This window comes from Paenibacillus sp. FSL R5-0923 (genome assembly GCF_038009145.1).
GTDB lineage: Bacteria > Bacillota > Bacilli > Paenibacillales > Paenibacillaceae > Paenibacillus_AQ.
In genome coordinates, this window is the sequence record NZ_JBBPAT010000001.1 from 2,585,216 (window position 1) to 2,609,035 (window position 23,820).

Annotated in this window: 24 protein-coding genes, 1 pseudogene and 1 riboswitch; of the genes and pseudogenes, 20 read left to right on the top strand and 5 right to left on the bottom strand. The window is 44.3% G+C overall.

Annotated elements, in window-relative coordinates:
- Positions 1-54: 54 nt before the first annotated feature.
- The 4 genes from MKX35_RS11415 to MKX35_RS11430 all read left to right on the top strand — a co-directional run bounded on the left by MKX35_RS11415 (position 55) and on the right by MKX35_RS11430 (position 3,035).
- Positions 55-585 (top strand): hypothetical protein, encoded by a 531-nt coding sequence (locus MKX35_RS11415; protein ID WP_076284680.1) that lies wholly within the window; start codon positions 55-57, stop codon positions 583-585.
- Positions 586-601: 16 nt separating this feature from the next.
- Positions 602-1,249 (top strand): hypothetical protein, encoded by a 648-nt coding sequence (locus tag MKX35_RS11420; RefSeq protein WP_076300783.1) that lies wholly within the window; start codon positions 602-604, stop codon positions 1,247-1,249.
- Between the two features lie 100 nt (positions 1,250-1,349).
- Entirely contained in the window at positions 1,350-2,462 is a 1,113-nt protein-coding gene (locus MKX35_RS11425) for a hypothetical protein (RefSeq protein ID WP_076300784.1), read from the top strand.
- The gene (locus MKX35_RS11430; protein ID WP_076284677.1) at positions 2,463-3,035 is read left to right on the top strand and encodes a type 1 glutamine amidotransferase family protein; all 573 of its coding nucleotides are present in this window, start codon (positions 2,463-2,465) and stop codon (positions 3,033-3,035) included. It begins immediately after the preceding gene.
- A gap of 56 nt (positions 3,036-3,091) precedes the next feature.
- Here the strand turns inward: MKX35_RS11430 and MKX35_RS11435 are convergent, their stop codons facing one another.
- The gene (locus MKX35_RS11435) at positions 3,092-3,664 is read right to left on the bottom strand and encodes a hypothetical protein (RefSeq protein WP_042190616.1); all 573 of its coding nucleotides are present in this window, start codon (positions 3,662-3,664) and stop codon (positions 3,092-3,094) included.
- Between the two features lie 310 nt (positions 3,665-3,974).
- Here MKX35_RS11435 and rnhA point away from each other — a divergent pair, with 310 nt between their 5' ends.
- Genes rnhA through MKX35_RS11450 form a run of 3 tightly spaced genes read left to right on the top strand, consistent with a single transcriptional unit; the run spans position 3,975 to position 5,786 of the window.
- Positions 3,975-4,637: a ribonuclease H gene (gene rnhA, locus MKX35_RS11440; RefSeq protein WP_076300785.1), complete on the top strand. Its 663-nt coding sequence runs from the start codon at positions 3,975-3,977 to the stop codon at positions 4,635-4,637.
- Between the two features lie 44 nt (positions 4,638-4,681).
- Positions 4,682-5,350 (top strand): uracil-DNA glycosylase, encoded by a 669-nt coding sequence (gene ung / locus MKX35_RS11445; protein ID WP_076284675.1) that lies wholly within the window; start codon positions 4,682-4,684, stop codon positions 5,348-5,350.
- A gap of 31 nt (positions 5,351-5,381) precedes the next feature.
- Complete coding sequence (locus tag MKX35_RS11450) at positions 5,382-5,786, top strand: hypothetical protein (protein ID WP_042190609.1); 405 nt, start codon at positions 5,382-5,384, stop codon at positions 5,784-5,786.
- A 93-nt stretch (positions 5,787-5,879) separates the two neighbouring features.
- Here MKX35_RS11450 and MKX35_RS11455 read toward each other — a convergent pair whose 3' ends face one another.
- Together MKX35_RS11455 and MKX35_RS11460 are read right to left on the bottom strand one after the other, a co-directional pair.
- Positions 5,880-6,989 carry an AI-2E family transporter gene (locus MKX35_RS11455; RefSeq protein ID WP_076300786.1) on the bottom strand — a complete coding sequence of 370 codons (1,110 nt, stop codon included), beginning with the start codon at positions 6,987-6,989 and terminating at the stop codon, positions 5,880-5,882.
- A gap of 199 nt (positions 6,990-7,188) precedes the next feature.
- Entirely contained in the window at positions 7,189-7,479 is a 291-nt protein-coding gene (locus MKX35_RS11460; RefSeq protein WP_076300787.1) for a hypothetical protein, read from the bottom strand.
- 309 nt (positions 7,480-7,788) lie between these two features.
- Between MKX35_RS11460 and MKX35_RS11465 the strand changes: the two are divergent.
- The 6 genes and pseudogenes from MKX35_RS11465 to MKX35_RS11490 form a co-directional block, all read left to right on the top strand.
- A pseudogene (locus tag MKX35_RS11465) lies at positions 7,789-7,971 on the top strand (DeoR family transcriptional regulator); the annotation flags it as partial.
- Positions 7,945-8,562, top strand: a complete 618-nt coding sequence (locus tag MKX35_RS11470; protein ID WP_340974950.1) for a DeoR/GlpR family DNA-binding transcription regulator — start codon at positions 7,945-7,947, stop codon at positions 8,560-8,562. The pseudogene MKX35_RS11465 and the gene MKX35_RS11470, both read left to right, overlap by 27 nt.
- Positions 8,563-8,709: 147 nt before the next feature.
- On the top strand, positions 8,710-9,621 hold the full coding sequence (gene pfkB / locus MKX35_RS11475) for a 1-phosphofructokinase (RefSeq protein ID WP_076300789.1): 912 nt from the start codon (positions 8,710-8,712) through the stop codon (positions 9,619-9,621).
- 38 nt (positions 9,622-9,659) lie between these two features.
- A complete protein-coding gene (locus MKX35_RS11480) occupies positions 9,660-11,588 on the top strand; it encodes a PTS fructose transporter subunit IIABC (protein WP_042190597.1) in 1,929 nt (642 codons plus the stop codon).
- Between the two features lie 274 nt (positions 11,589-11,862).
- Entirely contained in the window at positions 11,863-12,363 is a 501-nt protein-coding gene (locus MKX35_RS11485; RefSeq protein ID WP_076284669.1) for a Crp/Fnr family transcriptional regulator, read from the top strand.
- 317 nt (positions 12,364-12,680) lie between these two features.
- Positions 12,681-13,352 (top strand): YitT family protein, encoded by a 672-nt coding sequence (locus MKX35_RS11490; RefSeq protein WP_076300790.1) that lies wholly within the window; start codon positions 12,681-12,683, stop codon positions 13,350-13,352.
- A gap of 732 nt (positions 13,353-14,084) precedes the next feature.
- On the opposite strand, the gene trhO is transcribed toward MKX35_RS11490, so the two are convergent.
- A complete protein-coding gene (gene trhO, locus MKX35_RS11495; protein ID WP_076300830.1) occupies positions 14,085-14,981 on the bottom strand; it encodes an oxygen-dependent tRNA uridine(34) hydroxylase TrhO in 897 nt (298 codons plus the stop codon).
- A gap of 481 nt (positions 14,982-15,462) precedes the next feature.
- Between trhO and MKX35_RS11500 the strand changes: the two genes are divergently transcribed.
- Complete coding sequence (locus tag MKX35_RS11500; RefSeq protein ID WP_042190589.1) at positions 15,463-16,257, top strand: TIGR00266 family protein; 795 nt, start codon at positions 15,463-15,465, stop codon at positions 16,255-16,257.
- 194 nt (positions 16,258-16,451) lie between these two features.
- Here the strand turns inward: MKX35_RS11500 and MKX35_RS11505 are convergent, their stop codons facing one another.
- Positions 16,452-16,841: a hypothetical protein gene (locus tag MKX35_RS11505; RefSeq protein ID WP_143759579.1), complete on the bottom strand. Its 390-nt coding sequence runs from the start codon at positions 16,839-16,841 to the stop codon at positions 16,452-16,454.
- A gap of 572 nt (positions 16,842-17,413) precedes the next feature.
- Here MKX35_RS11505 and MKX35_RS11510 point away from each other — a divergent pair.
- From MKX35_RS11510 to MKX35_RS11535, 6 genes are all read left to right on the top strand, one after another.
- On the top strand, positions 17,414-18,115 hold the full coding sequence (locus tag MKX35_RS11510; RefSeq protein WP_042190586.1) for a response regulator transcription factor: 702 nt from the start codon (positions 17,414-17,416) through the stop codon (positions 18,113-18,115).
- On the top strand, positions 18,112-19,110 hold the full coding sequence (locus MKX35_RS11515; RefSeq protein WP_042190583.1) for a sensor histidine kinase: 999 nt from the start codon (positions 18,112-18,114) through the stop codon (positions 19,108-19,110). Before MKX35_RS11510 ends, MKX35_RS11515 begins: the two co-directional genes overlap by 4 nt.
- Positions 19,111-19,195: 85 nt before the next feature.
- Positions 19,196-19,966, top strand: a complete 771-nt coding sequence (locus tag MKX35_RS11520) for an ABC transporter ATP-binding protein (RefSeq protein WP_076300832.1) — start codon at positions 19,196-19,198, stop codon at positions 19,964-19,966.
- A complete protein-coding gene (locus MKX35_RS11525) occupies positions 19,941-21,890 on the top strand; it encodes an ABC transporter permease (RefSeq protein ID WP_076300833.1) in 1,950 nt (649 codons plus the stop codon). The genes MKX35_RS11520 and MKX35_RS11525 overlap by 26 nt, the downstream gene beginning before the upstream one ends.
- A 17-nt stretch (positions 21,891-21,907) precedes the next feature.
- Positions 21,908-22,531: a DedA family protein gene (locus tag MKX35_RS11530; RefSeq protein ID WP_076300834.1), complete on the top strand. Its 624-nt coding sequence runs from the start codon at positions 21,908-21,910 to the stop codon at positions 22,529-22,531.
- A 49-nt stretch (positions 22,532-22,580) separates the two neighbouring features.
- Positions 22,581-23,441 carry an undecaprenyl-diphosphate phosphatase gene (locus MKX35_RS11535; protein WP_042190575.1) on the top strand — a complete coding sequence of 287 codons (861 nt, stop codon included), beginning with the start codon at positions 22,581-22,583 and terminating at the stop codon, positions 23,439-23,441.
- Between the two features lie 160 nt (positions 23,442-23,601).
- A riboswitch (cobalamin riboswitch) is annotated at positions 23,602-23,807 on the top strand.
- Positions 23,808-23,820: the final 13 nt, after the last annotated feature.

Sequence of the window (23,820 nt, forward strand, 5' to 3'; positions counted from 1 at the left end):
TGAAAAGAAACCTGCGGACGGATATGATTTGTGTAGTGAAAGGATGATCGTCAAATGACAGAACAGCTACAAAGAGCCAAGGAGTTATACACACGATTTCTGGGTCATTTTTTAGATATGCATAAGGCAGGTTTGCTTAAGGAGTATAAGCGTTTTGAAATTCCTAGAGAACAAGAGATAGAATGGCTCAATGAAATGGCCTTGGCGTACGCCGAGCAGTTGTCGATCCGAGATTGGGATGCAATTACTGCACTAGACGCTTTATCGAGAAACTATCAAGACAGCTGGATTGTGGAGAAGGTATCTTCTTTTGCCTCGCGGAATATGATGAGTGCGGATAGTCTGGTTAGATTGATCTACGCAGAGAAACTGGTAGGGATTATTGGTTCTCATAAACAAGTGATCTCAAAAGAGCTGTTATTTGGGGCTTGTAAAGTTGCCGTCCAAATCCTCGAAAATGTAATTTCACAGCCGATGGTCATTGACCCTGGACATGAGCTTAAGGAGCTTAGCCTTAAAGATAAGAGAGCTTTGAACAGTCGTGCAGAGCAAAGCTTAGAACAGGTGAAGGTGCTAATTAATTAACCGTTGGAGGGGAAATATGAGATTACTCGTAGCGCAACCTAATCACGAACCACATTTGGAGCATTTGCTCAAAGAAATGAGCAGACAGGATTCTTTTGACGCGGTGTTGTATCCAGAAGGTTATGTAGCAGATGAAGCCAGTGTAAAGACCTTATGTGAAGTTGCCAAAACATATAAAAAGCTGATCATTACAGGATATAGGAACAGCAATAACAAGGATAGAGCGCTAATGATTCATCCATCTGGGGACATCATTTTGGAACGAGCCAAATCGCCGATGGATGAACAGCTGTATCGCCCGTCAGTTGCGGAAGCGGATGGTCTCAGTATTGGTTATTTGCTGTGTGTTGAGCTCCTGCAAGGATACGTGGGTTTGGAAGGACAGGCTAAGTCGTTAGATTTCATCGCACATCCGATTGGGGTAGGCATGTTCAGCGAAGAACAATTTGAATTATGGATCGAGGAAGCCACTAGGATTGCTGTGAAATATAACACGATGATTATTGGGACAAGCCATGCTGACGGATCTTACCGAAATTGTGGAATTTCGATTCCCATCTCATATTGGATCGACTCTACCGGACAACCTATTTATATTTCGCGTAATGATACGAGAAGTCGAATGATTAATCTCGATACTAGGCAGGTTAATGTTCTAGATTAGGGAATAGCCGAAGTTGACACACTGTTGTCAAATTGGGTGTGCTACGATTTCATAACAGATTAACTTCTGATGATTTATAGAAGAAAATGAGGGATACACGATGGCTGAACCTTTAAAAGCGATGTACAATGAACAATTCCTGCTTGGTTTTGGCGAAAAGATTCGCAGTGTACATAGTGTTTTTGATACTGATGCATTTGTAATTTCGGCTATGGCGGAACCTTGGGATACGCTCGAACTGAAGGCAAGGATGCGGCGGATTACGGAGACACTGGGAAGTCATTTACAGCTTCCTTATGAGGAAGCGCTGGCGATTCTGTTCGCTATTACTGAGGATTGTGTGGGATTTCCATACTTGATCTTTCCAGATTTTGTAGAGGTATTTGGTCAAGGGGCTGAGCATTGGGAGTTGTCTATGCAGGCGCTGGAAAGGTTCACACCGAAATCATCAGCAGAGTTTGCGGTTAGACCGTTTCTCTTGCGTGAACCGGAGCGGATGATGGCGCAAATGCTAGTATGGTCGAAGCACCCCGATGAGCATGTGCGACGATTAGCAAGTGAGGGTTGTCGCCCTCGTCTACCATGGGGACAGGCGCTCCCAATGTTTAAGGTAGATCCAGCCCCTGTGTTACCTGTACTTGAGCAACTGAAGAAGGATTCCTCCTTATATGTGCGCAAAAGCGTGGCTAACAATCTGAACGATATTGCGAAGGATCACCCGGAGGTGGTACTTGAGACAGCTCGCCGCTGGATAGGTATAGATCCCCTCACAGACTGGATTGTGCGGCATGGTTGTCGTTCTTTAATCCGTAAAGCTAATCCGGAGATTATGGCTTTATTCGGATATGCGGAGCAAGCAGACGAAGCAACACCACTCATAACGAGTGCTTCTATAACGATTGATCCTACCCAATTGCGAATTGGAGAAAACTCTGAATTACAATACGAACTTCAAGTTTGTGAAGGAACTCCTGCCCGTGTTCGAATAGAATATGGCATCTATTTCGTGAAGGCTACAGGTCGAACCTCTCGTAAATCTTTCTTACTATCGGATAAAACAGTACCTGGGGGTACAATTCTGACAGGCAAACGGACGCATCGCTGGGCGGATTTAACCACTCGTCGTCATTATCCCGGGGAACATCGGATTGTACTGTTGGTTAACGGGCGGGAAGTTGCAGATACGTTGTTGAAACTTGAGGGGGATCAGTAAATGAAAAAAGAAGTATTGATTTTTATTTCTAATGGATACGCGGATTGGGAAGCTGGGTATATAAGTGCTGAACTAAACAAGCCAGAAAGTGAATACAAAGTTAGGACAGTTTCTTTAAATAATGACAATGTACAATCTATGGGCGGATTTACTGTTATTCCAGACTATACTATAGACAGTTTACCCGCCCAGTTTGAAATGTTAATTTTAATTGGGGGTACAGGCTGGAAAGATAATTCAGCAATTACTCCAGTGATTGAAAGTTGTATTCAGAATAGAACTCCTATAGCGGCTATATGTGACGCATCAACCTTTTTGGCAGAGCGTGGCTATTTAGATGAGATTCCTCACACTGGAAATTCATTAGATTACTTAAAAGAGTTCGCTCCTAATTATAAAGGACACGCAAATTTTTTAGAAAAACAGACCGTTTCGAGTGAGGATATCATTACTGCTAATGGTACGGCTTCTTTGGAATTTACAAGAGAAGTCTTGAAGAAGTTAAAGGTTATGCCATTAGAACAAATCGATGGATGGTATAACTTTTTCAAAAATGGGTTTTATCAAGAATAATGAAGTCATGAAAAAAGGTGTTCTCAGGTCTTATCGACTTGAGAGCACCTTTTTACTTACTTTTTCACTTCTGTAACACCCGTTACTTTTCCTTGATCCGAGGTATCGAAGGTGGATTGATACTTAGCATCTGCGAAGTAAACATTCCCTTCAACCGTTGCATTTACTAAACTGAAGCCATCTGCTTCGACGTATACATCACCAATAAATGTGCCGCCTTGAATACGGGCGTTTTTACTTTTGATCGTAAGTTTTGGTGCAGTTAGTTTATAGGAGTTAGTAATATTGTGCTCTGCATCTTGTGTGTAGAGAGCGATTTTTCGAGCAGGTTCATCTTTATTCGTGAATTGTCCGTCCAGCACGAGATCCTCGGTGAAGGTTAAGTCTTTCAGCGTAGCAGCAATCCAAGTACCGTCCGCACTGATTGCCTTTTTAAAGGCCTCTTCATTATCCACTACCGACGCTGAGGTTACAGCATCAGTGGTGTTATTAGTGTTGCCAGCGTTATTGGTGTTACCAGGTGTAGTTGTGGCGGTAGGGGTAACATTGGCATTGTTATTGGTTGAGTTTCCGCATCCGACCAACAGCACAATTGCAAATACTGCGGCTACGCTTGCTATCTTTCTCATCTGTATAACCTCCCTGAGTAATTGTACTGATATCCTACGAGCTTAATATAGACTGATTAGTTAGTATTAATGTGGTGTAAGCACAAACGCTTACCGTCCTTGAGAGACGATGAAGACTTTTCTGCTTGAGTACACAATAATATTTACCGATCATTCTACAAATGGTAATATAGGCCTGGACATCTCTGGCGTATAGTATGACCTGGAAAATATGAATTATTCGAAGGAATTCACGAAAAATAACATTCTTCTTTTGATGAAGAAGCATTTTGGATTACAATAAGTTAAGGTGAAAAAAGGAGCTGTACCAATGGCTAAACAGAAATATTATGTAGTATGGGAAGGCAAGCAGCCGGGAGTCTATAGCACTTGGGCGGAATGCCAGGCGCAGACCGATCACTATACCGGAGCCAAATATAAATCGTATGAATCTAAAGCGGCGGCAGATGCGGCATACACAGCGGGCTGGAAAGGTAATTGGGGAACAGGGTCATCAGCATCCGGTGCGGCTAAGTCTAAGGGGACAAGTTCTTTTAAACGAAGTGCTACAGTGGAAACCTCAGCGGAGATCGATTACAACAGCATTTCTGTGGATGTAGGAACTCGTGGCAATCCGGGTCCAGTCGAATATAAGGGTGTGGATACGCAAACCGGAGATATTATCTTCTCTTGTGGGCCGATCAAGAAGGGCACTAATAATCTAGGTGAGTTTTTAGCGATTGTGCATGCTTTGGCGCTCCTGAAGAAAGAGGGAAGTGATAAGACAGTCTACAGCGACTCTGTGAATGCAATGAAGTGGGTAAAGCAGAAGAAAGTAGCGACAACCTTGCCACGCGATGCTTCAACCGAGGAAATATGGGTACTTATTGATCGGGCAGAACGTTGGTTGCAAACCAATACATATGACAATAAAGTGCTTAAGTGGCAGACTAAAGAGTGGGGCGAAATTAAAGCAGATTATGGTCGGAAATAGTTACAGTAAGGTTCTGGGTTTCGGCTAGAGGAGGAGAATTGGGGATGTTCGGCAACGATTGGGATGAGATATTACAAGATGAAATGCAAAAGCCCTATTTTCTGGAGCTAATGGCTAATCTGGAAAGTGAATATAAGGAACATACAGTCTATCCGCCAAAAGAATTACTGTTCACGGCGTTAAAGCATACACCTTATAGTGAGACAAGGGTTGTTATTTTGGGACAGGACCCATACCATGGAGCGGGACAAGCACACGGTTTAAGCTTCTCGGTAAATCCGGGGGTGCGTATACCGCCTTCACTGCGTAATATTTATACGGAGCTATCGGAGGATATCGGTGTACCAATTCCAAACCACGGATCCTTACTGCGATGGGCAGAACAGGGAGTGCTTATGCTCAACTCGGTACTAACGGTACGTGAGGGAGAGCCAAATTCTCATAAAGGTCTAGGATGGGAGACATTCACAGACACCATAATGAAGAAGTTAAATGAAAGAACTACGCCGATGGTGTTTATTTTATGGGGAAGTCATTCACAGAAAAAGGGTGCCTTCATAGACCAAAGTCGTCATGAGGTTATTCAGTCTCCACATCCGAGTCCGCTCTCGTCGTATCGTGGATTCTTTGGTAGCCGTCCTTTTTCGAAGGTCAATCAGTTTTTGGAGTCGAAGGGAATGAAAGGTATCGATTGGTTCATTTCGGACATATAACTAATGGGATGTTGGGAAGGGGGAGGGAGCAATGAAGCATTGGGTTGGTAAACCGGTTATCATGTACTGCGGGGACGAACCTTACACGATCATGAAAGGCATTCTGCGCAAATGGGATCTTTCCGCTTCTGTAGCGGTCATCGGTCATCAGGAAATTGCTGTGCCATTTCGGGATATTGTGGTCATCAAAGCTTTGGCTCCTAGAGAAAGAGCACTGCCTCCAGTCTTGCATTCTGTGGGTTATGTGATGAGGGAACGGCAGCAATTTGATAATGCAGTATATTTTAAATCGGCTGTAAGTGTTTGGAAAGAAGATCGGCTGATTGCTCTGAATACGACCATCATTTCGCATACCAAAGGTTCAGTTACACTTCAGGATGGACAGAACCTTATGAAAGGCAATCATATTTTTGTAGTTCGTTCTTTGCGAGGTTAATTTCAGTAATCCTATAAAGAAGCACGAAAAGGTACATCTCCAATTGGAGATGTACCTTTTTTTATTTATGGAATCTCATTCAGTTCGTAAGTGCTATAGATTCTCATGCTTGAGAGGCTCAGCCTCTTCCTCTCGATCTGCAACAATAATCTCATACACTCGCAGAAAAATAATTTTGGCAATCATATAGACGGGCAGCGCAATAAGCACACCAATAATACCGTAGAAATCTCCACCTATAAGAACAAGAAGGACCGTGGTCAGTGGATGAACATCTAATGATTTTCCGTAAATGATCGGTGAGAGTACATTATCTTGGATTTGCTGTGCAATGAATATGACGACCAGCGACCATATTGCCATCGTGGGCGATTCAATGAATCCAACAATAACTACTGGTACTCCCGCAAGGAAAGAACCCACATAAGGAATGAAATTGAGCGGTACTGAAATTACTGCGAGCAGCAGTGAATAAGGCAATCCGATGATAAGGAAACCGATATACAACATAATACCGAGTACGACGTTTAGCACCACACGTGTGACGATGAAACTGCTCAGTGCGCTGTCGATATCCCCGAACATTTCTTTGCCTTCTTTACGGTACTTTCTAGGGATTAAGCCCTGTAGTTTTGGTGACAGCTTATAGTCATCTTTTAGCATGTAATACAAAATGATGGGCAAGGTAGCGATTAGAATAACAATGCTGGAAACTACGCCGATCAAATTGGACATCGAATTGGTCACCCAAGTAATAGCCTCGCTAAGATATTCTGATATACGGGCAGCTACGTCGGAGTCCCCTTGGAAAAAGCGTGAGAGTGTCGGATTATCCCTTAAAGCATTGAACTGATCCTGTAATCCCTGAACAAGGTAAGGCGTGTTATCAATAAAGTTCTGAATTTGTTCTTGCAGTGTCGGCCAGACTAGAACCCAGAAGAGAATAAACAATCCAGCAAACAAGAAATAAATGAGCAGGATGGAGAATGCCCGGTTTAATTTTCTTTTCTCAAGAACTCTTACTAACGGTCGTAGTAAGTAGTACATGAAACCTGATAGTACCATGGGAACGAGTAATAATCTGATAATGGCAGCCAGTGGTGCGAATAGAAACATTACTTTGGAGCCCAAGTACAAAATAAGTAAAAAAGCGATAATAGCAAGACTTGTCCGAAAATACTTCTGTTGTTGCAATAGGAACATCCCCCAAGTTCAAAATATAATCTATGTAGTTTAATAACCCTAATTCACATGACTTGATTCAAAAGAATGGATTACTCTCCTATAGGTAGTTCTTGGCATATCCGTGGAGGATGACCCAATGACTGAGGCTACGCCAAGTAAGTTGTTCACAACACATAACTGTACATCATCATATAAATCACTCGGGGGGCTTTGTGGATCATCTTAACTTCCGTCTATAAGGTTTCTTCTTCGTGGAAAGGGTGAATATTTCTGGTACTTCAATCTCGCCTCCGGTTTCCTTCGTAACTTGTCTTGCCTTGACGAGAGATAAAAAAGCAAAAAAATCCCCTAAAGTGGCCAGTGCGGCAGCAATGATTTCATAATCTTCAGCACTTAATTCTGCTGTTTCCTCACTATTACCGTTCCCGTTGTTTTTTCCATTACTATTTCCGTTACTCTTAGCGTTGCTGTTACCGCCCATTTTTTTGTTGTTTCTTCCGTTGGCCATTTCTGATCACCCGCTTTTTCCTATATGTAGTATTAATATGTTTTAAACACCAGTGAGGAGATAGGCAATTGGTATGTAATTTTCTTATGGGCCTGTTTCAGCTTGAGCGAAGCGTGAAATCATTCCATTTATTACATTTTGCCGGAGTATGATTTTTAATGTTAAAGCGCTTTACAGATGATGAAAACGCTGTTAAAATCATAAACGAGCACAAATGATCAATAACAGTCAGATATAATCAAATAATGGTCATGGATTTCCAAAGATAAGCGCATTTAATAAATGGGATAGCACTGTAACTTAAAGGAGCGAACCACGATGTTGTTTGAGGAAGAGAGAAAACAAAGAATCGTGCTTTTTGTGGAAAAGAATTCAAGAGCTTCGGTACAGGAGCTAAGTCAGGAACTGGGCGTGTCTGAGTCTACTGTGCGCCGTGACCTGAAAGAGCTTGAAGAAGCCAAGTTGTTGAAACGAACGCACGGCGGGGCAGTTTCCCTGCAGAGCGTTAACTTTGAGGCGACTTATCCAGATAAGGAAGATCGATTGTTGGATGAGAAGCAGAGGATAGCACGCAAGGCTGTAGAGATGATTCAGGAAGGCGATGCTATTCTGCTGGATGCTGGAACTACAACGCTACAGATTGCCAAAGAGCTGAGGGCTTTTTCTAATATCAAAGTCATTACGAATTCGATTATGGCGCTTAATGAACTGCGGGATTGTCGCAATATAGAAGTCTCGATTACAGGCGGAATGTTGCGGCCGGATACATTGGCTTTTGTAGGACCGATGACAGAGCGCTCTTTAGAGATGGTAAGAGTTGATAAAACCTTTCTTGCAACCAACGGATTAGATTTACGAGAAGGAATCACTACACCTAATATGCTTGAAGCAGCGACCAAACGTAAGATGATCTCGGTTGCGAAGCAAGTAATTCTTCTGGCTGATCATAGCAAGCTCGGTCAAGTATCCTTCTGTAAGGTTGCCGACGTGACGGAAATGGATCACTGCATTATTGATTCTGGTGCGTCAGATAAGTTCATCCGTGAGATTACGCAAATGGGCGTAGATTTCTCGCTGGTATGACCTTTAGGTGGAGGATGTTCTACGATTAGAAAATGTCTTAATTTGAGTGGTATGGAATCATTGTAAGATCGTTTGGAGAAATTACATTTGCCGCATGTTTAGCCGGTAATCTATGGCTTAGAAAACCAAAATAATTGAGGGATAATTATGATCTATACAGTAACGCTTAATCCTTCCATCGATTACATCGTGGAAGTTGAAGATTTGAGACTAGGTGGCTTAAACCGGATGAAACGTGATTTGAAGCTTCCTGGAGGTAAAGGGATCAACGTATCACGCGTGTTAAATCAGCTTGAGGTTCAGAATAAAGCTATAGGCTTTCTTGGTGGATTCACTGGACGATATATTGAGGAATGGTTGCGGAAAGAGTCGATTTCAAGTGATTTCGTATTTGTTTCTGATGATACCCGAATAAATATCAAGCTTAAGCATGGAGAGGAAACGGAGATTAATGGTGCAGGGCCCGTCATCCGAGATATGGAGGCAGAGGCATTATTACAGAAGATGGCTGTTCTGAATGCAGGTGATGTTGTGATATTGTCCGGAAGTGTTCCTCCTTCACTGGGTGCTGATTTCTATGACAAGTTGATATCTGTATGCAAGCAAAGAGGGGCTGAATTTGTCATTGATACTACAGGTTCAGCGCTGAAAAAGGCACTCCCTTATCAGCCGTTGCTCGTTAAGCCTAATCATCATGAGCTTGCAGAGCTATTCGGCGTTACGATACAGACTAAGGAAGAAATTATAACTTATGGTCGCAAGCTGCTCGAAGCTGGCGCGAAGCATGTGTTAGTTTCAATGGCTGGTGAAGGTGCCTTGTTCATTACGGAACAGGGGGTATACCACGCCAATGCTCCAAAAGGAGCAGTAAAGAATTCTGTAGGCGCAGGCGATTCTATGATCGCTGGATTCGTTGGCACATTTTCTTTGACTGGAGATTTAATGGAAGCTTTCCGTGCAGGTGTTGCCTCAGGTAGCGCAACAGCTTTCTCTGATGACCTGGCAGATAGAGCATTCATTGAGCAGCTGAGACCGCTGATCAACATCTCAGAAGTGTAAGCTAACAGCATTCAAAGTACTCAAGGGAGTTGGAAGATATGAGAATTACGGATTTGATGATAAAAGATACAATGATTATGGATTTAAAAGCAACCACTAAGGAAGGTGCAATTGATGAATTGATTGCCAGTCTTGCCGCAAGTGGTCGTATCAATGATCCTGTTCTATTTAAAGAGATGATCCTCAAGCGTGAAGAGCAGTCCAGTACTGGGATTGGTGGCGGTATCGCAATGCCACATGCCAAGACTAAAGCGGTGAATGAAGCGACCGTTGTGTTTGCCAAGAGTGCGACGGGCGTGGAATTCGAATCGCTTGATGATGAGCCGGCTCGGATCTTCTTTATGATTGCCGCCCCAGAAGGAGCGGGCAACATGCATCTTCGTACATTGGCCTCGCTGTCCAGACTGTTGATCGATAGCGAATTCATTGAACAGCTGATGAACACCCGAACGCCAGATGAGGTATCCGCCTTGTTCGATGCGAAGCAGGCGGAAGGAGAAGCCAAGGAGAAAGAGAGCGAAGCTGCTGAAGCTGTCAAGAAGTCAGAACCTGAAAAGCTAATCGTCGGCAACCCGGATTCCCAAGCATTCGTCGTAGCTGTTACTGCTTGTCCTACTGGGATTGCGCATACCTTTATGGCTGAAGATGCGCTCAAGAAGAAGGCTCTGGAAATGGGAGTTAATATCCGAGTAGAGACAAATGGTTCAGAAGGTGCCAAAAATGTCTTAACACCCGATGAGATTCGGCGTGCAAGTGGTGTAATTGTGGCAGCAGATAAACAAGTGGAAATGGCCCGTTTTGATGGTAAGCCAGTACTGCAAAGACCGGTTAGTGACGGTATTCGCAAATCGGAAGAGCTTATTCGCAAAGCAATGAACGGCGATGCACCGATTTACCATAATGAAGGTCGTAGTGGTAATGAAGGAGAGTCGAAAGAGAAGTCCGGCAGTATCGGGAGTAAAATATACAAGGACTTAATGAACGGTATCTCCCACATGCTGCCGTTTGTAGTCGGCGGTGGTATTCTGCTGGCGATCTCCTTCCTGATTGAACAAGTCGGTGGAGAGAATCACCCTCTATTCCAACTGCTGCAGACGATTGGTGGCGGTGATGGTGCCTTCCATTTCCTAATTCCGGTTCTTGCTGGATTTATTGCGATTAGTATTGGTGACCGTCCAGCCCTGATGCCAGGTATGGTTGGCGGTTACATGGCCTTGAATTCCAACGCTGGATTCCTCGGCGGTCTGGCTGCGGGTTTCTTGGCTGGTTATGTTGTTATCGGTCTGCGCAAACTGTTTGCAGGTCTGCCAAAAACGCTCGACGGATTAAAGCCGATTCTGTTATATCCGGTATTTGGTCTATTGATAACCGGTGGATTGATGTATTACCTGTTCGATCCGATCTTTAGCTGGATGAACGTAGGACTCATTAATTGGCTTAACGATCTTGGAACCGTTAATGCAGTAATTCTGGGTCTCGTTCTCGGTGGAATGATGGCTATTGATATGGGAGGTCCTTTCAATAAAGCGGCCTACACTTTTGCCATCGGGGTATTCACTACCAGTGGAAATACTAACGGATTCATGATGGCGGCTGTAATGGCAGGCGGTATGGTTCCTCCACTTGCAATAGCGCTGGCTACTACCTTTTTCAAGAACAAATTTACAGAATCAGAACGTAAATCAGGGTTAACAAACTATGTATTGGGCTTATCGTTCATTACAGAAGGGGCGATTCCATTCGCCGCTGCCGATCCACTGCGTGTCCTGACTTCTTGTATCCTAGGTTCAGCTGTAGCTGGTGGTCTCACTCAGTTTTGGAATATCAACGTTCCAGCACCGCATGGTGGGATCTTTGTAGCCGCGCTTTCGAGTCATGCGTTGTTGTTCCTATTGGCCGTTCTGATCGGATCTGTTATTTCCGGATTAATGCTCGGATTATGGAAGAAACCTCTTGAGGCAAAGTAATAAAATAAATAATTTGAACTGCTGGGTGCCAGACGCTTCTTCTGGTGCTCGGCAGTTTTTTGAAATATAAGAATTTTTATACTTACGCTAAAAACTATTCTTCTATTTTTCGCAGAAACGATCATCGTCCCTAAGAGGAAGCCAAAGGCGTTTCTTCTTACCTAAACTTTGACCACGCATGCCCCTCTACCCTTGCGAGAATAATCTCCTTCATTGAGGTTTATTTTTGTATAATTGAAAATATATATAACAAGAGGGCAAAGGAGCGAGCGAGATGATACTGCACAAGGGGGAGGTCTTGTTCCGTCAAGGGGACAGCTGCGAATTCTTATATAAGGTGAAAAGTGGGCTGTTCAAAGTAACAAGGCTTCATGAGAATGGGAACATGGTGTTGTTCAACATCTTGTATCCTGGTGAGATGGTTCCCCATCATTCACTCATTTCGCCAAAGGAGGCGCATGGAACAGCGGTTGCGATGATGAAGAGCGAGGTGGAGGCAGTTCCTTCAGCGGAATGGTATCAACAGGTACGGGATGAGCCAGGTCGAGCGATGGAGATCGCTATCCTTCTTCAGGAGAAGGTAAGGTTTATGCAGACTCGGCTAGATCACCTTACTGTAGGAACACCCGCAGAACGTATGGAACTCTTAACCCGTTGGTTCAATGACTACTCTCATGGCGCAGCGCTAACAGAGCTTTTGACACAGGAAGAAATTGGACAATTGATCGGTGTGAGACGCGAAACAGTCAATCGTTTGTTGCGTACCGTGGAGTGATTCCTGCCTATTTTTATAACGAAGTGTTTAGAGTGGGGGATCTCCGTGGTATAATGTATTCAGAACTTATTAAATTACAGAAAGGATCAGGATACCATGTGTCCCCGAAGGACGATTCCCCAAAGGACGATTTGGAAACGTTATGATCTGTCTTATACTTAGCTTCCCTGTAGAAGGTGCGTGAACCGTTGTTACTCGACGAACCGCCTCTGCGAGGGGAAGGAGTATATATATGCGAAGGAGCAATACCTCCGGTTTTACCCGTCGTAGAGGTTGGTGGGACGTTTAGCCGCCATATACGATAAGGGGAGACCTGTATGAGGAACCACAATTACGGAGTGAATGTACTGCTCCGGTTGACAGTCATTTTGTTTGGAACATTTTTGCTTGCATTTGCTTATTATCACATCAATTTTCAGAACCATTTGTCTGAGGGCGGATTCGTAGGATTATCGCTACTCGGCAAATATGTATTAGGAATTTCACCTTCAATTTCAACTCTGCTTCTAGACGTTCCAGTACTCTTGATTGCATGGATGTTCAAAGGGAAAGCGTTCGTGTGCAACACCTTTGTTTCTGTAGGAGCTTTTACAATCTTTTACGGACTCATGGAACGTTATTCCGGTTTGGTCATCAACTTGCAGAGCAACTTGGCATTAGCAGCTCTTTTGTCTGGCGTACTGACAGGTTTAGGCGCGGGAATTATTCTGCGAAGCGGCGGCGCAAGTGGTGGAGACGATATTTTGTCGCTGCTGATCAGTGAATGGAAGGGAATTAAAGTAGGTACAGTATTCATCATGTTGGACGTAGTCGTTCTGGCATTATCACTCTTTTATATGCCTGTTAGAGAAACGATGTATACGGTGATGGCGGTAGTTGTAGCTGGTTATGTGATCACCTTTACAACCTCTTTAGGTAAACCAAAGTTAGTGAAGACGCCAAAGATTCAGTCTACGCTGCGTAAGCCACATGATGGTACGGTAATATGAATAAGACTGTATAAACAGCTTATTTCGGGGATATACTATATTTAAGGTCAGCCAGAATTTCTGGTTGACTTTTTTTGTTTAGGAAATTATACAATACAAAAAAATGTGGATAACTCCGAAGAAAAAGGAAGGAGGGGTGAACGTGAAGAAGCAGGAGACATGAAATAAACGAGGAGTCATCCGTCAGATTCTAAAAACCGAGCGGACCTTATATCCTCCGAAATGCATGTTTTAGTCGAGCCTACGGACAAATGTATGCGAAAAACCGAATAAAAATGTGCCGCCAGTAACGTAAATGAGCCAATGTATGCGAAAAATCGAATACAATGTGCCGCCGGTAACGTAAACAAGCCAAATGTATGCGAAAAACCGAATACAATGTGCCGCCGGTAACGTAAACGAGCCAAATGTATGCGAAAAACCGAATACAATGTGCCGCCGGTAACGTAAATGAGCCAGCGCTGTTATTCGCCCCAGATCACCCGGGAAGGGGCTTGTTATTAGGGAATAAGTGCAATACGGTCCGTCCCTAATATATGTGCTCATTTCATCGAAATAAAGCCATTCGGTCCGTAAGCGGAACCTCACTACGAAAGTGTATATGGATACGAGTATGGAATTACGGATGTACTCAGCTTGTAACTCTACCTCAAGGACGACGTCAGGCGTTTTTCTTGTGTTTCTCTATAAAACAAGATGGCGCACAGTGATAATCCTGTGCACCATCTTTATTTAGCCCACGGCATTCGTGATAGCTTCGCATTCGTCCGAGCAATGACCACTGTGCTGTGCTTCACAGTCCTCACAGCAAATATGCTGAAGGTGGCAAGCATCGTTGGCGCAGTTGATGAATTGGTCAGCTGGCTGACCGCAGTGATGGCAACGACCAACAATGATATCCTCGTCGGTATGATTAATCTGTACGGAGATCCGCTCATCGAAGACATAACATTTTCCATCAAACAGTTGGCCCTGTACCTCAGGGTCTTTACCATAAGTCACAATGCCGCCATCCAGCTGGTACACCTGCTGGAAGCCTTCCTTCATCATAAACCCGCTTAATTTCTCGCAGCGGATTCCGCCTGTACAGTAGGTTAGGATTGGTTTATCTTTTAGCTCGCTCATATTCTCGCGAATCCAGTCCGGGAATTCTTTGAAGCTGTCTACTTCAGGGCGGATGGAACCGCGGAAATGACCAAGATCGAATTCGTAGCCGGTACGACCATCCAGAATTACCACATCATCGCGCTGCATCATTTCATAGAAATCTTTAGGCGCCAGATGCTCTCCGGTGATCACGTTAGGGTCCAGTTCATCCTCGACCCGGAACGTCACGAGTTCCTTTTTATAACGAACGAAGATTTTTTTGAAGGCATGACCATCAGCCTCATCGATCTTGAAGACGATATCGCTAAACAGCGGATTTGCGCGCAAATCCTTCATGTATTGCTCGGTTTGGGCAATCGTACCGGACAGTGTCCCGTTAATGCCCTCATCTGAGATGAGAATTCGTCCCTTTACGTCAAGCTCTTTGCAGTAAGCCAAATGCTCCTGAGCGAATTGTTCTGCATCCGGCACTTTTACAAATTTATAGTATAGCAGAATTGCATATTCCGATTGTGGTTTCATTCTTTTCACCTTTATCATTAGAATTAGACTACTAAATAAACGTTTAAGTATAAAAAGTATTGTAACATATTATCAAGACTTGAAAAAGATACTCTTGAATCGGTAATGGTTAAAACTTGGATATTAGTAAGAAAAACAGCGCAATGAATATGTCTGAATCATCATACCTATGGGGGAAGTCTGCGAAGTGGCGGAGCGAGTGGATGAGACGATATTTTGCCGCTGCTGATCAGTGGATGTAGGAGTCAAAGTAGGTACTGTGTTCATCCTGTTGGATGTAGTCGTTGTGGCGACTGGTATAAACTGCATTTTTCGGGGATACTACGATTAAGGTCAGCCAGAATTTTGGTTGACTTTTTTTGCTGGGAATAGGCGAATAACATGGATAGTTATGATTGGCGAAACCGTGAATCACAACGCGCGTATTAATTTTCATTCGAAGAGTCACATGGTGACTTTAATAATAAGGAGGAACTGCGGGATGAGTGCTCACGAGATTGATTATGTCATTATGGGCGAGGAAATTCAGTGTGTGGAGGTGCAACTTGACCCCGGAGAGAGTGTAATTGCCGAAGCTGGAAGCTTCATGATGATGGATCAGGAAATTACGATGGAGACGATCTTTGGTGATGGTAGTGGGGGGACGCGCGGAAGCGGACTGATGGGTAAGCTGATGGGTGCGGGCAAGCGTCTGTTGACAGGGGAAAGCTTGTTCATGACCGTATTCACACACAGCGGTTCTTATGGACGAAAAAGTGTCACCTTTGCTGCCCCATATCCAGGAAAAATCATCCCGCTCGATCTTCAGCAATATGCTGGAAAAGTGATCTGTCAAAAGGATTCATTCCTCTGCGCGGCGAAGGGAGTCTCGATCGGTATTGAATTTCAGCGCAAGCTGGGCACCGGATTTTTTGGTGGAGAAGGCTTTATTATGCAAAAGCTGGAGGGCGACGGTCTTGCATTCGTACACTCTGGCGGCTACGTTATGGAACGCACACTGCAGCCGGGAGAGACGCTCAAGTTGGACACAGGTTGTCTTGTCGCTATGACGTCTTCCGTGGATTATAATATTGAATTTGTAAAAGGTGTCAAAACCGCCCTATTCGGCGGCGAGGGCCTGTTCTTCGCCACGCTGCGCGGACCCGGCAAGGTGTGGGTGCAGTCACTGCCGTTCAGCCGTATGGCTGACCGCATTCTGTCCGCAGCTGGTAACAGCGGACGCAAAGAAGAAGGCAGCGTACTTGGGGGACTCGGCAATCTGCTGGATGGCAGATAGGCTTGGGCGAGGTTGATGGGTAGAACATTCGAGGCACAGAATAAGCGGTTTTAGCGAGTGGCTTATTAGGGGGAGACAAGGACAGAAATACCCTTGTCTTGTGCGTGTTGGCCCGAATAGCGCGAAAGAGGGGCAAAAACACCCTAGATTTGTGGGAATTGGCCCAAGTTGAGCGAAAGAGGGGCAAAAATGCCCTAGATTTGCACGGATTGAGCGAATCCAGCCAAAAGAACGGTATAAATCCCGTAGAATGGGCTGGATTGAGCGAATCCAGCCAAAAGAACGGTATAAATCCCGTAGAATGGGCTGGATTGAGCGGATCCAGCCAAAAGAACGGTATAAATCCCGTAGAAATGGCCGGATTGAGCGAATCCAGCCAAAAGAACGGTATAAATCCCGTAGAATGGGCCGGATTGAGCGAATCCAGCCAAAAGAACGGTATAAATCCCGTAGAATGGGCCGGATTGAGCAGATCCAGCCAAATGAACGGTATAAATCCCGTAGAATGGGCCGGATTGAGCGGATCCGGCCAAATGAACGGTATAAATCCCGTAGAATGGGCCGGATCGAGCGAATCCAGCCAAAAGAACGGTGTAAATCCCTTAGAAATGGCCGCATCCAGTTCTAATTGCTTCAGCAAGACATTGGTTACTTATGTTCGATGTGATATCACCATTCGACGTTTGAATTATCGACTCTGTGATGTCCACCGCTACTGTATCTGCAACTAACTATATAGTGAGACCCGTGAATGATTATGCTCATTCACGGGTCTTTTTTTAGAGGTTGGGCTTGGGATAGTTTAATTCATAACCATCAAATACCTGCCTCACGTTACGCTTGGCGACCTGCCTAGCTTTACGCTGATGATCTATCACACAATCTTCCTAACAATTTGACTAACCCTGTCCGCGATGTATATATTATTTGGCAAAGCCCTTATAAGAGGTTGTTCAAAAAGTCCGCTTTTGATCACGAAGTATTCCAAGAAGATTATTCGACATCGAATATTGAATTCAGGCGAAACTTCCGGTGCTCACGTAGCTTCCACTACGCTCCGCTCCTCAGTTTCTACTTTCGTCCAATCTTCTCGGTGCTGAAAACCGTACTTTTTGAACACGTACTATAATGTTAAAGCTGTGACCGGAGGCATGATATGTTCAAAATATTTATTATAGAAGATGACCGTGGACTGGTGGCTCTGCTGCAGGATTATTTACATAAGTTTGGATATGAAACACAGGCTGTGAATGATTTCGAGCGTGTTCGCACTCAGTTTGAGATGTTCGCTCCGCACTTGGTTCTTTTAGATGTTAATTTGCCAAAATACGATGGGTATTATTGGTGCCGCCAGATTCGTGGGATTTCCACCTGCCCTATCCTTTTTATATCTGCCCGCGATGGCAAAATGGATCAGGTGATGGCGTTGGAGAACGGAGCCGACGATTATATTACGAAGCCCTTTGATTACGAAATTGCGATGGCCAAAATTAAAAGCCAGCTGCGACGCGCCTACGGTACCTATGCGGGAAGCAACAATGAGCGTACCCTAACCGTTGCCGGAATGGCACTGGATGTGGAGCGACTAGTCCTTACCCGAGGAGAAGCCAAAGTGGATTTAAGTCACACGGAAGCCAAGATACTAGATGAGCTGATGCAAAAGTCGGGAACTATCGTTACCCGCGACAGACTGCTCGAAAAAATCTGGGATGATCAAGCCTTTGTGGATGAGAATACGCTTAATGTCTATGTCACCCGTGTACGTAAAAAGCTTGCCGCTCTTGAGATTACGGACGGTCTACAAACCGTTCGAGGTCAAGGCTACCGCTTGATTCCGAATTGGGGGGATGAGGATTGAAGCTATTTTTAAGGGAGCAGATCCCTTTAATTGTTGTCTATCTAGCACAGCTCATCTTGATCACACTAGTATATCGGCTGGATGGGGGCAGTGGGGTGAGTGTTAGTCTGTACGCTGCTCTTCTCAGCACTTGTCTGCTGCTTGGCTACCTCGCTTATCGGTATATCAGCAATCGTACGTTCTATGAACGACTGGAGACTGTACCCACCTCTCTAGATGAAGCTGGCGGTCCATCACAGGATTCTCCGCTTGCCGTGAGTTTACGAGGACTACTAGGGTCACAATTCCGCCTCTACAAAAATGATTTACACAGCTACCGCCACAAGCTGGAGGAACATATTCACTTTATTAATCAGTGGGTGCATGGGATGAAGACGCCATTGTCTGTCATCCATTTGATGATTCAAGATAAAGACGGACCGCCTTTTACGGCGATAGGTGATGAACTGGATCGTCTGAAAAAAGGACTGGACACTGTACTTTATACGGCTCGGCTAGATACTTTTGAGCATGATTTTTACGTGGAACGTTTGGATTTGGAAACCCTCGTACGTAGCGTGACCTCAGAGCAGAAGCGTCTGTTCATACGTAACCGTATATTTCCTACTATTAAAATAGATGAACGAATCGCCGTAACCACAGATGAGAAATGGCTAAGTTTTGTGCTTACGCAAATTATTACGAATGCAATACGGTATACGACGGAAGTCGGCAAACATGTATATTTCCATGGGTACATACAAGAAGAAAAGAGAGCAGTACTGGAGATACGAGATGAAGGGGTTGGCATTCCAGCAGGTGATCTGCCGCGTGTGTTTGATCCTTATTTTACAGGTGTGAATGGACGAACCTTTCAAGAATCCACGGGGATGGGTCTATATCTTGTGAAACAGATCTGCGGAAAACTTGGTCACGAGGTGAGCATTTGCTCAGAAGAAGGTAAGGGCACGACCGTGCGGATAGTGTTTAGGGAGTCCTACCTTACAAAAATGTAAGGTCATTGTAAGTTAGAGAAATGGCAGCCTGTGTATACACTTTGTATAATGAAGGCAATCCAGTCGAAAGAAGGAGAGGTAACGCTTGCCCATTCTAGATGTTCATAATTTATCAAAAATATATGAGGGTAAAGTGTCCACTCAGGCATTGAATCATATCCGTTTTTCTGTTGAAAAAGGGGAGTTTGTTGGCATTATGGGACCTTCGGGGAGTGGAAAAACAACACTGCTCAACACGATCGCAACCATCGACCAGCCGACCTCCGGTCAGATTCTGATCAACGGCCGAGATCCCAATCTGCTTAGCAGAAAAGAAAAGGCACTCTTTCGCCGCCATGAGCTTGGTTTCGTCTTTCAGCATTTCAATCTGCTGGATACGCTCACTGTAGAGGAGAACATTGTGCTGCCTCTCACGCTTGCTGGTGTCCGTGTTACGGAAATGGAGAGCAGATTGAAAGAAGTAGCAAGTATGCTGGACATTGAGCATTTGCTGCAAAAAAGGACATACGAGATTTCAGGTGGACAGATGCAGCGGACCGCCATCGCCCGGGCGATGATTCATCGTCCTTCATTGATTTTAGCAGATGAGCCTACAGGGAATCTGGATTCCAAAGCTTCAGGTGAAGTCATGAATATGCTGACAGAGGTGAATCAGGAAGAAGGGGCAACCGTGCTGATGGTCACACATGACGCAGTGGCCGCGAGCTTTTGTAACCGAGTCATCTTTATTAAAGACGGACGTTTCTATAGTGAAATGTACAGGGGGAGCAGCCGAGGCGCCTTCTTCCAAAGTATCATTGATATGTTGTCTCTGCTTGGGGGAACTAGCCATGACCTTTCGGCAATTCGCTTATAGGAATGTTACACGTAACAAGCGTAAATATGCGGCTTATTTTGTCGTCAGTGCTTTTTCAGTGATGATCTTTTTTGTGTGCGCATTGTTTATTTACCATCCGGATATTTCTAAGAGCTTGGTTTATAGTACAGCTGCTCATACAATGATGGCGGCAGAAACCATTATTTATGTGTTTTGCTCCTTGTTCGTTCTTGTATCGGTCGGATCGTTCCTGCAGTCACGTAAGATGGAGTTTGGGATTTTATTGATGCATGGAATGACGAAGCGACAGCTGAACATGATGGTATTTTTGGAAAATATGATGATCGGCACCTCTGCCATCCTGACAGGTACTTTACTTGGGTTAATTCTAGGTAAGTTGTTTTTGATGATCGGATCTACTTTTCTAGGGATACCTCTTTTAACGTTTCATCTTCCATGGCAGGCGCTTGTACTAACGATATGTAGCTTTGCGCTGTTATTTATTCTAATCTCGCTAAGCACGTTCTTCTTTATTGGGAATGAATCACTGATGCGGCTGTTTCAGGGAGAACGAAAAGCAGAAGAGGAACCTAAAGTTTCCTTGGTGTTATCTATACTGTCTGCTTTATTGCTGTTAACGGGCTATTTTATGGCAGCTACAGCACAAGCGGCTTCGGTTGAAAAGGTGATGTTCCCCGTCGTTATAATTACGGTTGCGGGTACCTATCTCTTTTATACTCAGCTCAGTATTTACACTGTTAAACTACTTAAGACGATCCGGCGCCTGTATTGGAACCACACGAATATCATTACTTTATCGGGTTTGTCTTACCGCTGGAAAGAGAATGCCCGAATGTTTTTTATGGTGACGATTGTATCCGCAGTATCTTTTACTTCAGTGGGAGTATTCGCATCGATCCATACGCTTTCCAGAGAGTTGAAATTGGACTATCCCGCAGCAGTTGGTTATGTAGCCAAAGGCAATCAATTGCAGGATCCTTTTGATCAGCATTTGGACGAAATTAAGGAAGAGCTTACAACGCTCGGTTTACCCTATGAGACACTTAGTATTCCGATTAAATACGCAGAGGTGGAATCTCAGACCGGGCCAGATCGCACGTTAAGGCTTCCCTTGATTGCTTACAGTGATTATAAGCTTGCTCTGCTTCGTGCAGGGTTTACGACGGATGAGCAGCCTCTAAGTAGAGATGAAGGACTGGTGATGATCGGTTCGCAACGAGACCGGAGTCTGCAAGCGGGTAGAGTAAAGCCGGTATATACCTTGAAGCAAGGTCTTTCCATTCGAGAAATGGGTTATACCCAGCATGTTCCGATTGCTGAATATCTATTGCCGGAGCTGGATGGAAGGGATGGGGGAGATTTCAGTGGTGTTGTGATTAGCGATGAGCTTTACAAGGCTATTCATCCCGTACAGACCGATTTGTATACAGGATTTTACATGGATGACTTCCCGCGAACGGTAGGTATAGCTGCGGATCTTGCTCATAAAGGGAAACGATCCTATGAAAATAACTCGCCATACGCGATTGTTGTTAGCGGCACGCTGTTTGAAATACAAAGAACATTGTACAACACGATGCTATTCGCTTCTTTACTGGTGGGTACTGTCTTTTTCATTGCAGCAGGCAGCTTCCTTTACTTCCGGCTGTATACAGATCTAGATCATGATCGTCATCAATATTCTACATTGTCCAAAATGGGACTTACAGATCAAGAGCTAAACCGAATTGTAACGATACAATTGTCGTTGTTGTTTTTTGTTCCGGTTGGGGTAGCTATTTTGCATAGTGTGTTTGCCTTTATTGCGCTTCAGCGGTTGTTTTACTTATCTATTGCTGTGGAGACCGGGGCGGTTTTATTGGGATATTTGGCTGTCCAGGGACTTTACTTCTTTTTTATTCGCAGCCGTTATTTACGCAACTTGAAGAAGAACTTGATCTGAATAATGGGGGTTACGAAATGCAAGTATGGATTACAGATTTTATGGAGCAGTTTGGTTACTTTGGTATTTTCCTGATGCTCGCTTTTGAAAATATATTTCCACCGATTCCTTCCGAAGTGATCCTTCCTTTTGGCGGATTCATGACAACCACAACGAATTTGACCATTCCTGGTGTAATTATTGCTGCTACGCTTGGCTCACTGCTGGGTGCAGTAATTCTCTATTATATCGGTCGTTTGTTGGATGTAAATCGCTTGGAAAAGATCGTTGAACGCTGGGGCGGCCTACTCCGGATTAGCAAAAAGGACATCCACAAGGCTGACGCTTGGTTTGACAAATATGGCTATTGGACCGTATTATTTTGTCGGATGGTTCCACTAGTGCGTAGTTTGATTTCGATCCCTGCAGGGATGTCGGGCATGAAATTTGGAGTGTTTATGATCTTCACAACGATTGGTACGCTGGGATGGAATCTATTGCTGGTGCTTATTGGTGCGGCATTGGGTGAGTCCTGGGAAGACATCGCCATGTATATGGATATGTACTCCAACGTAGTGTACGTGCTTCTTGCAGGTGGAGTAGTGATCCTTGGGTATTTGTTCTTCCGCAAGCGCAGCCGGAAAATGAACACCGAAGGTTGAGCCGAGAAGGACATATAGATAAAAGTTATGATTAAAAGGAGGAGAACAAATGGAGCTATTAACGATTATTAAAGCTATTATTTTGGGAATTGTTGAAGGATTGACTGAATTTGCTCCGGTATCCTCCACAGGTCATATGATTATTGTTGATGATATGTGGTTAAAATCGACAGAGTTATTTGGGCAATATACGGCCAATACGTTCAAAGTGGTTATACAGCTGGGGTCAATATTAGCAGTTGTAGTTATTTTTAGAAATAGGTTCATTGAATTGCTGGGCTTAAAGCGCTTCAGCCGCAAGCAGTTGGATCCTGTAACCGAGCAACAACCACAGCTTGAAAAAGGCGGCCACCTGAAGCTTACACAGGTGCTTGTAGGTTTAGTGCCAGCAGGCGTGCTGGGGGTTCTGTTTAATGATTATATTGACGAGCATTTATTCTCTACATCCACCGTGTTAATCGGTCTAGTAGTCGGTGCTGTATTAATGATTATTGCGGATCTATTCGGACCAAAGAAGATTCAAACGGAGAGTGTCGATCAGATTACATATAAGCAGGCGCTAGGTGTTGGTCTGGTCCAGTGCTTCTCCTTGTGGCCGGGATTTTCTCGTTCCGGGTCGACGATTTCTGGTGGTGTTCTTCTGGGTATGAGTCATCGCGCTGCTGCTGATTTCACGTTTATTATGGCTGTTCCAATCATGGCAGGCGCCAGTTTACTCTCACTGATGAAGAACTGGCAATATTTCACCATCGATGCCCTGCCGTTCTTCATTGCAGGCTTTATCAGTGCCTTTGTATTTGCACTATTATCGATGCGTTTCTTCTTGAAATTGATCAACCGGATTAAGCTTTTACCATTTGCTATATATCGCATAGTACTTGCTGCAGTAGTATATTTCGTGTTTTTCTAAATCCGTTATAAGGAATCGATATAACAAAAGCCCCCGTAATCTATTGCAGATGACGGGGGCTTTCACGTATGATGACATCAGATTTAAGACACTCACTTTATCCTTATAATTCTCGCATAAACGCTTACCGTCCTTAAAAGGACGCTGAAGGCGTTTTAGCTTGACAATATCGGAGACAGGTGCTTGCCGGAAATTAGTAATTCGGTAGGCTTAATAGGGAAATTCGGTTTGAAGCCGATGCGGTCCCGCCACTGTAACGGAAGAGTCCATAGCAACATATGTCACTGGCAATTTACTACTGCTGGGAAGACTGCTAAGGATGCTGACACCGCTAGCCAGGAGACCTGCCTGTTTCAACAGCACTGCTTCACCTACGGAG

Bases quoted from the DNA above. Each gene is read 5' to 3' on its own strand.
- MKX35_RS11425 (WP_076300784.1), top strand. From the start codon at position 1,350: ATGGCTGAACCTTTAAAAGCGATGTACAATGAACAATTCCTGCTTGGT.
- rnhA (WP_076300785.1), top strand. From the start codon at position 3,975: ATGGCTAAACAGAAATATTATGTAGTATGGGAAGGCAAGCAGCCGGGA.
- MKX35_RS11510 (WP_042190586.1), top strand. From the start codon at position 17,414: ATGTTCAAAATATTTATTATAGAAGATGACCGTGGACTGGTGGCTCTG.
- MKX35_RS11485 (WP_076284669.1), top strand. From the start codon at position 11,863: ATGATACTGCACAAGGGGGAGGTCTTGTTCCGTCAAGGGGACAGCTGC.
- MKX35_RS11530 (WP_076300834.1), top strand. From the start codon at position 21,908: ATGCAAGTATGGATTACAGATTTTATGGAGCAGTTTGGTTACTTTGGT.
- MKX35_RS11535 (WP_042190575.1), top strand. From the start codon at position 22,581: ATGGAGCTATTAACGATTATTAAAGCTATTATTTTGGGAATTGTTGAA.
- MKX35_RS11490 (WP_076300790.1), top strand. From the start codon at position 12,681: ATGAGGAACCACAATTACGGAGTGAATGTACTGCTCCGGTTGACAGTC.
- MKX35_RS11500 (WP_042190589.1), top strand. From the start codon at position 15,463: ATGAGTGCTCACGAGATTGATTATGTCATTATGGGCGAGGAAATTCAG.
- MKX35_RS11430 (WP_076284677.1), top strand. From the start codon at position 2,463: ATGAAAAAAGAAGTATTGATTTTTATTTCTAATGGATACGCGGATTGG.
- trhO (WP_076300830.1), bottom strand. From the start codon at position 14,981: ATGAAACCACAATCGGAATATGCAATTCTGCTATACTATAAATTTGTA.
- MKX35_RS11480 (WP_042190597.1), top strand. From the start codon at position 9,660: ATGAGAATTACGGATTTGATGATAAAAGATACAATGATTATGGATTTA.
- ung (WP_076284675.1), top strand. From the start codon at position 4,682: ATGTTCGGCAACGATTGGGATGAGATATTACAAGATGAAATGCAAAAG.
- MKX35_RS11420 (WP_076300783.1), top strand. From the start codon at position 602: ATGAGATTACTCGTAGCGCAACCTAATCACGAACCACATTTGGAGCAT.
- MKX35_RS11450 (WP_042190609.1), top strand. From the start codon at position 5,382: ATGAAGCATTGGGTTGGTAAACCGGTTATCATGTACTGCGGGGACGAA.
- MKX35_RS11525 (WP_076300833.1), top strand. From the start codon at position 19,941: ATGACCTTTCGGCAATTCGCTTATAGGAATGTTACACGTAACAAGCGT.
- MKX35_RS11460 (WP_076300787.1), bottom strand. From the start codon at position 7,479: ATGGCCAACGGAAGAAACAACAAAAAAATGGGCGGTAACAGCAACGCT.
- pfkB (WP_076300789.1), top strand. From the start codon at position 8,710: ATGATCTATACAGTAACGCTTAATCCTTCCATCGATTACATCGTGGAA.
- MKX35_RS11455 (WP_076300786.1), bottom strand. From the start codon at position 6,989: ATGTTCCTATTGCAACAACAGAAGTATTTTCGGACAAGTCTTGCTATT.
- MKX35_RS11435 (WP_042190616.1), bottom strand. From the start codon at position 3,664: ATGAGAAAGATAGCAAGCGTAGCCGCAGTATTTGCAATTGTGCTGTTG.
- MKX35_RS11415 (WP_076284680.1), top strand. From the start codon at position 55: ATGACAGAACAGCTACAAAGAGCCAAGGAGTTATACACACGATTTCTG.